This window comes from Catellatospora coxensis (assembly GCF_016862635.1).
Classification (GTDB): Bacteria; Actinomycetota; Actinomycetes; order Mycobacteriales; family Micromonosporaceae; genus Catellatospora; species Catellatospora coxensis.
Genome location: NZ_BONI01000011.1, coordinates 127,249 through 141,262, shown reverse-complemented (window position 1 = coordinate 141,262; position 14,014 = coordinate 127,249). Strand labels below are relative to the sequence as shown.

The following is a 14,014-nucleotide window of genomic DNA, read 5'->3' as shown; positions in this document are numbered from 1 at the left end:
TCAAGGCGTTGCCGAAATGTTTCGGATGATCGACGGTCCTGACCATGTCGTGGTCTGTGGGTTGTGGACGGAGCCCGACCCGGCCGGTCGATGTCATGTGATCGGTAACAGGCGGCACTCCCGGAGCGGGGTGTCCCAGGTGAAGTCCGAGTGTCGTGAGCCGACGGAGGCGGCCTTGGTTACCGCGAGGTTTCCGTTGACATCACACATCATATGACTTAGCTTTGCTGCATTCCAGCTGACAGCCGGTCACCCGGCCATTCTCGAGATGAGAATCAATGAAGCAGCGAGTACTCTGGCCTGCCGCCGTCGTGGCGATGCTGGCCTTGGCGGGCTGTGGAAGTGCCACGGGCAACGAACCTCCGTCCGGCGCGGCGAGCGGCAAGCTCGTGGTGTGGGACTGGAAGTCCAGTGACAAGACCGCAACCGCATACGTGGAGAAGGCGAAGGCCGACTTCGCCAAGAAGCACCCGGGCGTGACCGTCGAATTCGTCGCCCAGCCGTTCGACCAGTACTACACGCTGCTCGGAGCGGCGATCCAGGCGGGCAAGGGCCCTGACGTCATGCTGTTCAACGGCGGCGGCCAGATCCGCGACCGGGTCGACGCGCTGGTCCCGCTGGACCAGTACCTCAGCCCGGACAAGGAACGGCTGGCCGGCTGGGACGCGTTCACCAAGGACGGCAAGGTGTTCGCCGCGCCGGTCACCCTGCAGGGCCACCCGATCTACTTCAACAAGGACCTGTACAAGAAGGCCGGGCTCGACCCGCAGAAGCCGGCGACCACCTGGAGCGCCTTCACCGCTGACTGCGCCGCCATCACCAAGGCGACGAAGGCCACCTGCTTCTCGCTGGGCAACAAGGAGGGCGCGGGCATCCAGTTCTTCCTGTCGGCTCTGGGCTCGGGAATCTTCTCGCCGCAGGAATACGACGACTGGATCGCCGGCAAGCGGGACTGGAACTCCCCGCATGTGAAGCAGCTCTTCCAGCTGTGGAAGGACGTCGAGACCGGCGGCCTGAACAGCAAGGGCGGCAACTCGACCACGATGTTCACCGACGCGTTCGGCATCTTCCAGTCGGGCAAGGCGACCAACATCATCGGCCTGATGTCCGACATCGGCCACTGGAAGGACTTCAACGAGTTCCTCGGGCCCGAGAACGTCGGGGTGATGAAGTCTCCGGTCATCGCCGAGGGCGCCGTCCCCAGCCTGCCCTTCGACGGCGGCATCGGCTACGCGGTCGCCAAGTGGACCAAGGACCCGGCCCTGGCCGCCGACCTGGTCCGCTCGCTGACCTCGACCGAGGCCCTGACCGCTTTCTACACCGACGCGGGCGCGGTCGTCTCCGACACCACCGTCAAGGCCGCCGAGCCGGCCGTCACCTCGCTGGTCGCCGACCTCAAGACCGGCAAGCCGGCACTGCACGTGGCGCTGTCGTCGAAGACCATCGAGCTGATGGGCCGGCTGTCGCAGCAGATCCTCGACGGTTCCGTCACTGTCGACGCCGCGCTCAAGCAGCTCGGCGAGTCGGACCGGAGCTGACCACAGTGCCGCTCGGTGATTTCACGCCGCTGTTGGCCCGCCCCGCTCGGGCGGGGCGGGCCGATGGGCCGGCGACCGTGTCACGCAGGCGTCCCAGGACCGGCGGGCTGTCCTCGGAACGGCTGTCCCCGTTCGTGCTCATCGCCCCCGCCGTCGCGGTCATCGTGCTGTTCCGGCTGTGGCCGCTGCTGCTGGGTGTCAACTTCTCCTTCACCGGCGACGGCGCGCGCAACGGCTCGGCGGTCGGGCTGGACAACTACGCGGAGCTGTTCGCCGACCCGCTGTTCCTGGGCGCGCTGCGCAACGTGGGCTGGCTGGTGCTGCTGCTGCCCATCGCGGTCGCGATCCCGGGAATGCTGGCGACGTTCATCTACCTGCGGGTGCCCGGCCACCGGTTCTACCGCAGCGTGTACTTCTTCCCCGCGGTGCTCTCACCGGTCATCGTGGGCTCGATCTTCAACCTGCTGCTGTCCTTCGACGGCCCGGTCAACAGCCTGCTCGAACTGGCCGGTCTCGGCCCGATCGACTGGCTCGGCGACTCCGACGTCGCGATGTTCACCGTCGTCGGCGTGCACATCTGGGCGACGTTCGGCATGTCACTGGTGGTGTTCCTGTCCGGCTTCGCCACGCTCGACCCTGCCCTGCTCGACGCCGCCCGCTCCGACGGGGCGAGCCTGCCGCAGGTGATCCGGCACGTGATCATTCCCGGCCTGTCCCGGACGATCCAGTTCGTCTTCGTGACCACCATGATCGGGATGCTGACCTCCATGTTCGGTCTGATCTACGTGATGACCAGCGGAGGACCGGGCGGGTCGACCTACCTGCCGGAGTACTACATCTGGATCCAGCAGGGCCAGATGAACCGCCCGGCGTACGCCTCGGCGGCCTCCACCGTGCTGTTCCTGGTCATGCTCGTCGTAGGGCTCGCGCAGGTCAGCTTCCTGCGACGCACCGGGAGGGAGGACTGATGCGCGGCGCTCGAATCAGCCGGTGGCTGATCGCCCTGCCCATGGCGCTGCTCGCGCTCGCGACGATCTACCCGCTGGTGTTCACCGGCAACGCGGCGATGAAGACCCGCCGCGACTACATCCTGGACCGGTTCGCATTCACCGACACGCTGCGCTGGGACAACATCGCCACCGCCTGGACCAGTGCCGGAACGGCGCGCTACTTCCTCAACTCGGTGATCGTGGTCGCGGGTGCGTCCGCGTTGCTGCTGCTGCTCGGTTCGATGGCCGGGTTCGCGCTGAGCCATCTGCGGTTCCGCGGGTCCCGGGCGCTGTTCCTGGGGTGCCTCGCGGCGCTGTTCGTGCCCTTCCAGGTGATCATGGTGCCGCTCGTGCGGACGATGGCCGACACCGGGCTCGTCGACACCTACCCGGGTCTGATCCTCGCCTACACGGCGCAGTACCTGCCCTTCACGATCTACCTGATGACCAGCTACTACAGCGCCATCCCCACCGAGATCACGGACGCGGCGCGCATCGACGGCAACACGACCTACGGTGTGTACCGAAGGATCATGCTGCCGATGGGCCGGCCGGCGCTGCTGTCGGTCGGGGTGCTCAACGCGCTGTTCTGCTGGAACGACGTGCTCATCGCGCTCCTGATGATGCCGTCCGCCGAGCACCGCACCCTCATGGTCGGGGTGACGTCGCTGCGCGGTCAGTACTCGGCCGACATCCCCACCTTCGCCTCGGGGGTGCTGATCGCAGCCGTGCCCGTACTGGCGGTCTACCTGTTCTTCCAGCGCCGGATCGCCGACGCTGTCACCGCTGGTTCGACGAAAGGCTGACATGCGCATCACTGGGTATCGCGCCCTCAACACCGTGCAGGAATGGGGCCGGGCCATCGGTGACGCCAACGGCGTGTACGCCGACGGACTCACCGATGTGCCGATCGTGGTGGTGAGCACCGACGAGGGCATCACCGGCGTCGGCATGGGCCCGCACGTGGAACTGGACGCGATCTTCGCCGCGATCGACGGCGAGGACCCGCGGGCGGTCACCGCGCTGTACGACAGGATGCTGCGGCAGACGTTCAAGGCAGGACACGCGGGCGCCGTCTTCGGGGCGATCGGTGCGTTCGACACCGCCCTGTGGGACATCAAAGCCAAGGCCGCAGGCCAGCCCCTGTGGCGACTGCTCGGCGGGCGTGATCGGCTGGTTCCCGCGTACGCCTCCGCCCTCGACATCGAGCTCGACGACGACGACCTGGTCGCCACCTACAAGACCTACGCCGACCACGGCATCCGCGCGGCCAAACTCAAGGGCGGCCTCGACGTCGACCGCGACCGGCACCGGCTCACCCTGGTCCAGGACCTGCTCGCCGAGGCCGGCGGCGGGTCGCGGCCCGGCCTGATGCTCGACGCGAACGAGTGCTGGAGCCGCAAGCAGGCGGTCCGCTACGTCGCCGAACTCGAACGGACCCTGGACCTGATCTGGGTCGAGGAGCCCGTTCGGCGGTGGGACGCCGAAGGGCACGCCGCGGTCGGCCGGGGCATGCGGGCGTCGGTCGCCAGCGGAGAGAACCTCAGCGGGCTGGAGCAGTTCCGGCCCCTGCTGGCAGCGGGCGCACTCGACATCGTGCAGACGGCGTCGGTGTGGGGCGTGACCCACTTCCTGCGGGTGGCGGCCCTGGCCCACGCCTACGACCTGCCGGTCAGCCCGATCGGCACCAACCCGGTCGGCCTGCTGCACGCGGCGACCTCGCTGCCCAACCACCTCGTCAGCGAGCTCCAGGTGCTGCACCCGCCGGTGGGCATCGACATCGACCTGCGAATCGAGGACGGATCGTTCGTCCTGGGCGATACACCCGGTCTGGGGATCAGCATGGACGAGGCGGCCATCGCCGTCTGTGCGCTTCAGCCCGCGACGGTGTCCTTCGACGGGCCGGGTGTGCGGCCCGAGCGGGCCGGCCGGCGGCTGCTCGCCGTCGCCGGCTGAACGGGGGCGGCCCGCGCTCAGGGGCGCGGGCCTGGTCAGGGCGGGTGCGGTGGCGTGAGGGCGCCGCACCCGCCCGGGCCGACCGCAGTGCCAGCGCGCCGTCGGCGTGCGCGCTGGCACTGCGGCTTGCCGTCGCGGTCCCACCATGCGACCGTGCCCGGTGCGCGCAGATAACCATTCGTGCGAGAATCTTCGTGGTACGGAAGCGGAACGGTGACATATGACATCTTACCTGTGACGTCTTAACAGCGTGCCGTACACTCGTCGTCGTCGGGTCTGGTGGTCCGGCGACCACTGCTCCGGGAGGGCGCGTTGACGCGGCAGGTTCTGGCCGACCCGTTCGGCATACCTCAGGCATCCGCCGGCGCCGCCGGCCCGCCCCGCGCCCGCGGCACCAAGCTGGGCATCAACGTCGTGCAGCAGATCGTCAACGACGTCGTGCGCGGCGTGCTGTCCCCGGGCTCGACGCTGCCGCCGGAAGCGGACCTGTGCGACCAGTTCGGGGTCAGCCGGACCGTGATCCGCGAGTCCGTGAAAGTGGTGCAGGAGAAGGGCCTGGTCCGCATCGAGCACGGTCGGGGCACCCAGGTCACCGACCCCCGGCAGTGGAACCTGCTCGACGACGTGGTGCTCACCGCGATCATCGCCCACGACGCCAACCTCTCCTTCCTGGACGAGCTGGTGGCCACGCGCACGGCGCTGGAGGCCGACATGGCCGCGGCCGCGGCGACCTCGCACACCGGCGAGGACAGGCTGCGCATCAGCGCCGCGCTCGAGCTCATGCGCTCGAAGGCCGACAACGTGGCGGAGTTCGCCGCCGCCGACGCGCACTTCCACGACATGGTCATGGCCGCGTCGCGCAACCGGCTCGGCCGCGCGATCGTCAACAGCATCCATGACAAGGCTCGCGGCAGCATGCGCTACCACGGCGAGTACAACGAAGCGGTGATACGCCAGACGCTCGACGAGCACCAGGCGATCCACGATGCCATCCTGGCCAGGGACCCGGCCGGGGCCTCCGGGGCGATGCGTTCGCACATCACCGGTTCGTGGAGCCGTCGGCGTCCGCAGACCGATGTCGAGGCTCCGGGTTCGGCGTCGCGCCGACAGTCGGCCCGCTGATCGGGAACCCGGCCCGAGCGCGCCGGGGGTGATCCGGCACCGCCCGGGACCGGCCTGCCTGCAGGGCGGTCGCTTCGCCTGAGTGCAGGCTGCCCAGCGCCTCGCGTTCGCGGTGGCGCACCCTCTCATTCGGATCGTGGCACGAATTCTTCGATCAGGTCTTGCTATGACGTCATACGTATGATGAGGTTGCGCCCAGAGTGTTTCGCACGGGTTAATGCGCGCCGTCCTCGAAGGATCGTGTCGTGTCAGCCCGGCGGGCACCAGACGGCGCCGGCCCGCACCCCGCCGCGTGCGGGCCGGCGTCCCACCCGACCGGACTGAAGGCCGGCCAGCGCCGCTCTTCACGACGATACGGAGTACCGCAGTGCAGGAGCAGGATTCGGCCGGCCCCGCCACGGGTGACCGCGGGCGGCAGCGGTGATCGTCGACGCGCACGTGCAACTGTGGTCGGCGGACAACCGCCGGCTCGCCGCCGCCGAATACGCCCCCGTCCGGCGCGACCACGGCGTCGGCGAGCTGAAGGCGATCCTGACCGAGTCGGACGTCGACGCCTGCGTGCTCGTCGAGGCCGCGGGCGTCACCTCGGCCGACACGACGCGATGCCTGGAGGTCGCGGCCTGGACGCCGTGGGTGGTGGGCGTGGTGGGATGGGCGCCGCTGGCCGACCCCGATCTCGGCGAGATCCTCGGCAAGCACCGGGCCGAACCGGGCGGACAGCGGCTCGTCGCGCTGCACGAGCGGGTGTACGAGCTGCCCGAGGACTATCTGGACCGGCCGGCGGCGCGGGCGGGTCTGGCCACCGTGGCCGAGCTGGGCCTGGCGGTCGAGCTGGCGGTGCGGGTCGAGCAGCTGCCTTCCGTGGCGCGCCTGGCCGAGGCGATGCCGCACGCCCGGATCGTGCTCCAGCAGGCCGGATCGCCGTGGGTGACCGGCGGCGTCGAAGGCCTGACCGAGTGGCAGCGCGAGATCGCGCCGGTCGCCGCCTGCGAAAACGTACGCGCCAAGCTCAGCGGCCTGGTGACGCTCGCGCACTGGGACCGCTGGTCGGTGGACGACCTGCGGCCCTATGTGGAGCATGCGGCGCAGGTGTTCGGTGTGCGGCGGCTCATGTTCGGCTCGGACTGGCCGATGTGCCGGCTGGCGGCGACCTATCCCCAAGCGCTGCGCGCCATCGCGTGGCCGTTCGGCGGCCTGCACCCGGACGTCTTCGCGGCGACCGCCGTCAGCACCTACCAACTGGACGTCAGCGAGCTGGCTCGACCGGCTTGAAGTGGCCTGTCGTCCATCGGGGCCAAAAGACCGGTGTCGTGATCGACGGTCCCGGGCGGACGCGGTGGCCCGGTGCCGTGATGGCGGCACCGGGCCCCGGCGGTCAGGAGCCGGTCGCCGCGACCCGGCCGGGATCGATGCCGTAGACCCGAGTGGCGGTGCCGGCGAGCACCTCACGCCACCCGGTGGCGTCCAGCTCCGACAGCGCCTGCCGGACCAGGTCCAGGGTCCGGCCGTAGGACTCGTGGAGCAGGCAGATCGGCCAGTCGCCGCCGTACATCAACCGCTCGGGGCCGAGCAACCGCAACGCCGTACGAAGGTGGGCGCCCAGCCGGCGCAGCGCCTCGCCGTCCGGGTCGTCGCCCACGTACAGCCCGGAGAGCTTGGCGTAGACCCGGGGGCAGCCGGCGAGGAACTCCAGGTGGTGTGACCACGTCCGGGTGTGGTCGAGTCCGGCCCGCAGCGGCGGGGCGCCGAGGTGGTCCAGTACCAGGTGCAGTCCGGGGTGGCGGCGGGCGGCCTCGGCGGCGGTGCCCAGCGCCGCGGGGCCAGCGGCGACGAAATCGAACGGCACCCCGGCTTCTTCGAGCAGGCTGAGTCCGTGGTCGACGTCCGGGCGCAGGATCCAGGCCGGGTCCTCGCGCTCGTGGATGAGATTCCGCACCCCGACGAACAGCGGATCGTCGCGCAGTCGCGCCAACCGGTCGGCGGCGACGGAGGGCCGATGCAGCGGAACGTAGCCGACGACGCCGACGATCCGGCGGTCGGAGCGCGCCGTCTGCAGCATGAGGTCGGTGTCGAAGTCGTCGTCGGCGGACTGGACCAGCACGGCGGAGCTGACGCCGTGGGCGGCGAGTGCGGGCGTGACCTCGGGCAGCGCCATGGCGCGGTTGATCGGCGCGAGGTGGGGGCCGAGCCAGGGGTAGACGCCGCGCGACGGGTCCCATACGTGCAGGTGCGCGTCGATGATCGTCTCGCGGGAAGGATGGGTCACGTGCGGCTCCAGGGGTCGGTGGAAGGGGCCCGGCTCGGCGCAACCGCACGCCAGGCATCAGGTGGCGGCCGGTGCGCGGGGGCGTTGTCATCCGGCGAAACATATGATGTCATATCTGAGCTCGATCCGATCCGGACAACCGAGGTCGAGCGCCCAGCCGTAATCGAGGCGCACCAGCCATTTCGCCGCATGACGGCGACGCGCTCGCACGGCAGGTCGTCCACTGCGACGTACGGCGGGACGCCGGTTCAAGAGAGGGAAGCCATGCACCGAGCCGTATACGAAGGTGACCGGCGCTTGAGCGTCGTCGACGTGCCGGAGACCGCACCCGGCCCGGGGCAGGTGCAGATCGACGTCGCGTTCACCGGGATCTGCGGCACGGACCTGCACATCCTGCACGGCGACATGGACCGGCGAGTCTCCACGCCCGCGGTGCTCGGCCACGAGATGTCGGGAACGGTGGCCCGGCTCGGCGAGGGTGTCGACGGCTGGAAACCCGGCGAGCCCGTCACCGTCCTACCTGTCCTGCCGTGCGGCGACTGCCGGACCTGCGCCGCCGGGCACGGGCACGTATGCCCGCGGCTCACCTTCATCGGCATCGACAGCGCCGGGTCCATGCAACAGCGCTGGAACGTGCCCGCCGGGGCGCTGGTCCGCCTGCCCGACACCCTCGACCTGGCCCACGGCGCGCTGGCCGAGCCGACCGCCGTGGCGGTGCACGACGTACGCCGCAGCGGCCTGGCCGCCGGCGAGCACGCCGTCGTGGTCGGCGGCGGTCCCGTGGGCCTGCTCATCGCCGTGGTAGCCCGGCGCACCGGAGCCCACGTGCTGGTCCTGGAGCCCAGCCCGCAGCGGCGAGCGGTCGCCGACCGGCTCGGCTTCGCCACCGCGGACCCCACCGCCGCCGACACGAATGCGCTGATCGGGGAGTGGACCGACGGCGAGGGCGCCGCTGTCAGCTTCGAAGTCTCCGGCGCGGCCGCCGGAGTCGCCACCGCGGTGCAGGCCCTGGCGCCCCGCGGGCGGCTGGTGATGGTGGCGATCCACGCCGCCCCACGAGAGGTCGACCTGCACCGCTTCTTCTGGCGCGAACTGACGATGCTGGGCGCGCGGCTCTACAGCCCGCACGACATGGCGACGGCCGTCGAGCTGGTGGCCGGCGGCCATATCCCGGCCGCGCAGCTGATCACCCAGGTGGAGCCGCTGGAGCGCGTCGGTGCGGCGTTCGCGGCCCTGGAATCCGGGGCCGGAGTGATGAAGGTGCTGCTCGACTGCGCGGCCGCCCGGTGAGCGCCGCCATGTTCGACCTCACCGGCAAACTCGCCGTCGTCACCGGGGCCCGCCGGGGTATCGGCCTGGCCGTCGCTGAGGCGCTCGCGGGCGCCGGAGCGGACATCATCGCTGTCAGCGCCCAGCTCGAACCGGACGGCAGCGAGGTGGTCCGCAGGGTGAGCGCTCATGGCCGCAGCTGCGAGGTGCAGGCGGTCGATTTCGCCCGGCGCGAGGCGGTCGCCGCCCTGGCCGCCGATCTGGCAGGGCGTGGGCGGCCGGTCGACATCCTGGTCAACAACGCCGGCACGATCGCCCGCGCACCGGCCGCGCAGCACAGCGACGACGACTGGGACCACGTGCTCGCGGTCGATCTCACCGCGCAGTTCGTCCTGGCCCGGGAGGTCGGGCGGGCGATGCTGGACCGGCGCGCCGGAAAGATCATTTTCACGGCGTCGCTGCTCAGCTTCCAGGGCGGGATCACCGTGCCCGGATACACCGCGGCCAAATCAGGCGTCGCCGGGCTGACCAAGGCCCTGGCCAACGAGTGGGCCGCGCACGGGGTCAACGTCAACGCCATCGTGCCCGGCTACATCGCCACCGACAACAACCAGGCGCTGCGCGACGATCCCGTGCGCAACGCCGCGATCGTCGACCGCATCCCCGCAGGACGGTGGGGCACCCCGGCCGACCTCGCCGGGGTAGCCGTGTTCCTCGCCTCGGCGGCCTCCGACTACGTGCACGGCGCGCTGGTCCCCGTCGACGGCGGCTGGCTCGGCCGGTGACCGAAGTGACGACAACGATCGGCAAGGAGCACCCATGCAGGTGATCGCACTGCACACCCGGCTCAAGCCCGGCCTGGAAGCCGAGTACGAGCGCATCCATGCCAAGCTTTCGCCCGAGCACGACCAGGCCCTGCGCGACAGCGGAGTCCACTCGTGGCACATCTGGCGCGACGGGCTGGACCTGTTCCACACCGTGGTGTGCGACGACTGGGACGGGATGGAGACCGCGATGGCGCGGCTGGAGCTGACCGAACGCTGGCACCAGGTCATTCACCCGATGCTGGACATGACGGTGTCGCAGCGCGGACCGCTGCCCCTGGTGTGGCAACTGCCTTGACCAGCCGTCCCTTGACCTCGCCCGGAACCAGAGGAGTCGCTGTGAACCTGCCCGCACCGGCCGCGATGCCCACCCGGCCGCTCGGCCGCACCGGCCTGAACGTGTCCACGCTCGGCTTCGGCGCGGCCGGGATCGGCAACCTCGGCTATGCCGGGTCCGATGCCGCTGCCGCGCGGGCCGTGGACGTCGCATGGCAGGCGGGGATACGCCACTTCGACACCGCACCGCACTACGGGCTCGGGCTTTCCGAGCGTCGTCTGGGCTCGGCGCTGCGCGCCCACCCGCGTGACGCCTATGTCCTGTCCACCAAGGTCGGGCGGCTGCTGCGCCCGCACCCCGCGCCGACCGGCTCCGATCTCGCGGCCGGCGGCTTCGACGTCCCCGACGACCTGGTGCGCGTGTGGGACTTCACCGCCGACGGCGTCGCCCGCAGCATCGAGGGGAGCCTGACCAGGCTGGGCGTCGACCGTATCGACATCGTCTACGTCCACGACCCTGACGACGCCGTCGACGAGGCGACCAGCCAGGCGATTCCCGCCCTGATCGCGCTACGCGACCAGGGCCTGATCCGGGCCGTCGGCGTCGGCATGAACCAGTGGCAGGCGCCGCTGCGCATGGTGCTGGAGACCGACCTCGACGTCGTCATGCTGGCCGGCCGGTACACCCTGCTCGACCGGTCGGGCGAGCAGTTGCTCGACGAGTGCGAACGCAGGGGAGTGGCCGTGGTCGCGGCCGCGCCCTTCAACTCGGGCATCCTCGCCAGGCCATGGCCCGTCGAGGGCGGCAACTTCAACTACGCGCCGGCGTCGGACCGGGTGCTCTGGCAGGCTCGCCGCCTCGCCGAGACATGCCGGGAGCACGGGACCGAACTGCCCGTCGCGGCGCTGCAGTTCCCCCTGCGCCACCCCGCCGTGGCGGCGGTAGTCTCCGGCATGAGATCAGCCGAGCACGTCGACGCCGCCGTGGCAGGAATGCGGACGCCGGTGCCGGACGGCCTGTGGCAGGCGGTGGGCTGATCCGCTCACACCGGCCGCTCTGCGCCGAACCATGACATGGCCGCGGGGTCGAGACGTCCACGTCTCGACCCCGCGGCCATGTCATGCCGTGCGCTCGCTGATCAGCTGCGCAGGGTCCACTGCTGGTTCGTGCCGCCGTGGCAGCCCCACAGGTGCAGCAGGGTCCCGTTGGCGGTGCCGTTGCCGCTCGCGTCCACGCACAGATTCGACTGCACGCCGGTGATCGTGCCGTTGGAGTTGACGTTCCACTGCTGGTTGGCCTGCCCGTTGCAGTCCCAGATGACCAGGCGGGTGCCGTTGGCGGTGCCCTGGCCGGTGGCGTCCAGGCACTTGTTGCCGTACACCGTCAGCTGCTTGCCCGCGGTGTAGGTCCACCGCTGGCCCGTGCCGCCCGCGCAGTCCCACAACTGCACCTGGGTGCCGTTGGCGGAGCTCGCGTTCGGCACGTCGACACAGCGTCCCGACTGGCCGCCCACGATGGTGACGCCCTGCTGGGTGGCGGACTGCACGCCGGCGGAGGCCATCACCGTGCGCGCCGCCGCCGGCCAGTTCCCGCCGGAGACGACGACCGTGCCGGTGTTGGTGTTGCCGCGCGAGCCGCTGGTGATGTTGGTGTTGGTGCTGGTCGTCCAGTTGTTGGTCAGGGTCAGGTTGCCGGTGTTGTTGTTGGCCCAGTGCTGCCCGTAGGCCCACTGCCCGATGTTGTCGAACACGTTGCCGGCGGCCGACATGTACCTCGCGCCTTCGTCGAAGTACAGGCCGAGCCATCCGTTGGTGTTGCGGAACCAGTTCTGGTTGATCGTCGTGCCAGGCAGTGCGGACAGGGCGTAGAACGCCGCGCCGTCGGTCATCTGGCGCATGACGTCGTGGACGTAGTTGGCCTGCACGCGGTAGTTCGCCGCGATCGTCGCGGTCGTGTACCGGGGCTGGTAGTTGTAGAGCCCGCGGTCGATGTAGTCCTGGGAGCCGCCGGCATCGTTGGCGCCCCAGCCGTAGCCGATCGAGATGCCGGTGTAGGGCAGGTTGTAGACCTCGTTGTTGGTCATGGCCGAGTCGGCGGCGTAGGTGATGAGCAGCCCGACGTGGCTGCGGTAGTCGACGGCCACGTCGTGGACGGCGTTGTTGCCGAAGACGATGTCCCGGTTGACCATCCGGGTGTCGCTGGGGTGGTGCGCGTCGGCCTGCACGCCACCGGCGATGACCGCACCGGCCGAGATCTGCTCGAAGGTGTTGCCGATCACGTCGATGTCGCTGGCGCCGAGGCCGACGCCAGTGGCGTGGGCGTTGGCGTCGTTGCCGATGCCGAGCCCGACCTGGCCGAGGTTGGTGAACCGGTTGCCGGTGAACCTGATCGCGTTGGCCGCCGACACCTGTACCGCCGCGGGCATCTGACGCCAGTTGGGCCGGGTCGCCTCGAACTGCGGGCAGCCCGACTGGCACGAGTTGAGCCAGTCCGACGGCCGGGACCAGGTGCCGTAGATGTACGCGCCCGTCTGCTGGTCGGCGTAGCCCTGGCCGGTGTTCGGCTGCAGCCAGCTGGTGTGGGAGAACTGCAGGCCGGAGAAGGCCAGGTGATGGGCCGGCGCGGCGTAGGTGCCGCCGACCCGCAGCAGCGACTCCAGCCGGGGCAGCTGCACGTCGGCGGTGGCCATGTTCTCACCGCTCAGCGGCTTGTAGTAGAGCTGGCCGGCGGAGGTGTCCAGATACCACTCGCCTGCGGCATCGAGGAACTCCCGCGCGTTGACCAGGTACATCGGTCCGGCCCGGAACGGTCTGCTCAGCGTGTCATAGCCGAACGTGTTGTTGTTCCAGGCCGGCTGCTCCATGGTGATCGTGTTGTTGCTGATGGACTGCACCGGCACGTACCGGTCGGTGAACGAGTTCACCGACTCCAGCTCGATGCGATCCTCGGCCGCGACGTTGTTCAAGTAGGACAGCGCGCTGCTGGTGAACGTCATACCACTCGTCGTCATGGTCAAGTCGCCGCGGTTGACCTGCGTACGGGCGCGGGTCGCGATGCGGCCGTTGACGTAGAGCTGGCGGCTGTCGAAACCGGCGCTCGCGGCGGCGCGCCAGATGTTCTGCGCGGCGTCCACCTGCGTCCATCCCGTGACCCGCTGCCCGCCGGAGATGACCGGCTGGGCTCCCGTCGCGGCCCGCCAGAACACGGTGTAGCCGTTCGCGCCGGAGTCGGCGGAGGTGAACGTCAGCGGTGCGGACAGGGCGTAGGCGCCACCGGCGAGCTGCACCACGATGTCGCCGCTCATCGTCGGCGCGAGACCCCGCACCGTCGACTGGGCCTGCGTCAGCGAGCAGGGTTGGGTGGTGGAGCACGCCGTGCCGGATCCGGTGGGGGACACGTACAGGGTGGTCATGACCGCGGCGGTGGCGGGCGTGGCCGGCAGCGCGGATGCCGTGACGAGCAGTGCGGTGAGGTAAAGGGGCAGCAGCCGGGATCGGCGTTTCGTTTTTCGGTGTGCGCGGCCGGGAGCAGTAGCCACGGTGCGTCCTTCCACGAGTTGTTGGCGGCGCGGGCCTGGCAGGCAGTGGTGAACCGTCATCAGCGAGAAATGCCGACGTAACGGATGGCGTGCATCACATCACATGTATGACGTCATAGCAATATCGAGGCCGATGGGTTGCGCCTGTGTGGACGCGGACGGCCGCGGCCGGGCTCAGGCGCACGTCGGCCCAGTGCGAGGCGGCAACGCTGCGGGCAGCATCGCGCTGCCCGCA

12 protein-coding genes are annotated in these 14,014 nt (G+C 70.1%); 10 read left to right on the top strand and 2 right to left on the bottom strand.

Annotation, left to right across the window (positions count from 1 at the left end; genetic code table 11):
* Positions 1–278: 278 nt before the first annotated feature.
* From Cco03nite_RS09215 to Cco03nite_RS09190, 6 genes are all read left to right on the top strand, one after another.
* Positions 279–1,538: an ABC transporter substrate-binding protein gene (locus Cco03nite_RS09215; RefSeq protein ID WP_203691104.1), complete on the top strand. Its 1,260-nt coding sequence runs from the start codon at positions 279–281 to the stop codon at positions 1,536–1,538.
* Between the two features lie 77 nt (positions 1,539–1,615).
* A complete protein-coding gene (locus tag Cco03nite_RS09210; protein ID WP_239167238.1) occupies positions 1,616–2,506 on the top strand; it encodes a carbohydrate ABC transporter permease in 891 nt (296 codons plus the stop codon).
* Entirely contained in the window at positions 2,506–3,333 is an 828-nt protein-coding gene (locus Cco03nite_RS09205) for a carbohydrate ABC transporter permease (RefSeq protein ID WP_203691101.1), read from the top strand. Before Cco03nite_RS09210 ends, Cco03nite_RS09205 begins: the two co-directional genes overlap by 1 nt.
* Before the next feature lies 1 nt (position 3,334).
* Positions 3,335–4,483: a mandelate racemase/muconate lactonizing enzyme family protein gene (locus Cco03nite_RS09200; RefSeq protein WP_203691099.1), complete on the top strand. Its 1,149-nt coding sequence runs from the start codon at positions 3,335–3,337 to the stop codon at positions 4,481–4,483.
* 312 nt (positions 4,484–4,795) lie between these two features.
* Complete coding sequence (locus tag Cco03nite_RS09195; protein ID WP_203691097.1) at positions 4,796–5,605, top strand: FadR/GntR family transcriptional regulator; 810 nt, start codon at positions 4,796–4,798, stop codon at positions 5,603–5,605.
* Between the two features lie 420 nt (positions 5,606–6,025).
* The gene (locus Cco03nite_RS09190) at positions 6,026–6,877 is read left to right on the top strand and encodes an amidohydrolase family protein (RefSeq protein ID WP_203691095.1); all 852 of its coding nucleotides are present in this window, start codon (positions 6,026–6,028) and stop codon (positions 6,875–6,877) included.
* Between the two features lie 103 nt (positions 6,878–6,980).
* Here the strand turns inward: Cco03nite_RS09190 and Cco03nite_RS09185 are convergent, their stop codons facing one another.
* Entirely contained in the window at positions 6,981–7,871 is an 891-nt protein-coding gene (locus tag Cco03nite_RS09185; RefSeq protein WP_203691086.1) for an amidohydrolase family protein, read from the bottom strand.
* Positions 7,872–8,168: 297 nt separating this feature from the next.
* Here Cco03nite_RS09185 and Cco03nite_RS09180 point away from each other — a divergent pair, with 297 nt between their 5' ends.
* The 4 genes from Cco03nite_RS09180 to Cco03nite_RS09165 are packed head-to-tail and all read left to right on the top strand — an operon-like array spanning position 8,169 to position 11,278.
* Positions 8,169–9,161 carry a zinc-dependent alcohol dehydrogenase gene (locus Cco03nite_RS09180; protein WP_239167237.1) on the top strand — a complete coding sequence of 331 codons (993 nt, stop codon included), beginning with the start codon at positions 8,169–8,171 and terminating at the stop codon, positions 9,159–9,161.
* An 8-nt stretch (positions 9,162–9,169) separates the two neighbouring features.
* Complete coding sequence (locus Cco03nite_RS09175; protein WP_203691069.1) at positions 9,170–9,925, top strand: SDR family NAD(P)-dependent oxidoreductase; 756 nt, start codon at positions 9,170–9,172, stop codon at positions 9,923–9,925.
* A gap of 34 nt (positions 9,926–9,959) precedes the next feature.
* A complete protein-coding gene (locus Cco03nite_RS09170) occupies positions 9,960–10,262 on the top strand; it encodes an L-rhamnose mutarotase (protein WP_203691067.1) in 303 nt (100 codons plus the stop codon).
* Positions 10,263–10,303: 41 nt separating this feature from the next.
* Complete coding sequence (locus tag Cco03nite_RS09165) at positions 10,304–11,278, top strand: aldo/keto reductase (RefSeq protein WP_239167236.1); 975 nt, start codon at positions 10,304–10,306, stop codon at positions 11,276–11,278.
* A 101-nt stretch (positions 11,279–11,379) separates the two neighbouring features.
* Here Cco03nite_RS09165 and Cco03nite_RS09160 read toward each other — a convergent pair whose 3' ends face one another.
* Positions 11,380–13,779: an RICIN domain-containing protein gene (locus tag Cco03nite_RS09160; RefSeq protein WP_239167235.1), complete on the bottom strand. Its 2,400-nt coding sequence runs from the start codon at positions 13,777–13,779 to the stop codon at positions 11,380–11,382.
* Positions 13,780–14,014 lie beyond the last annotated feature (235 nt).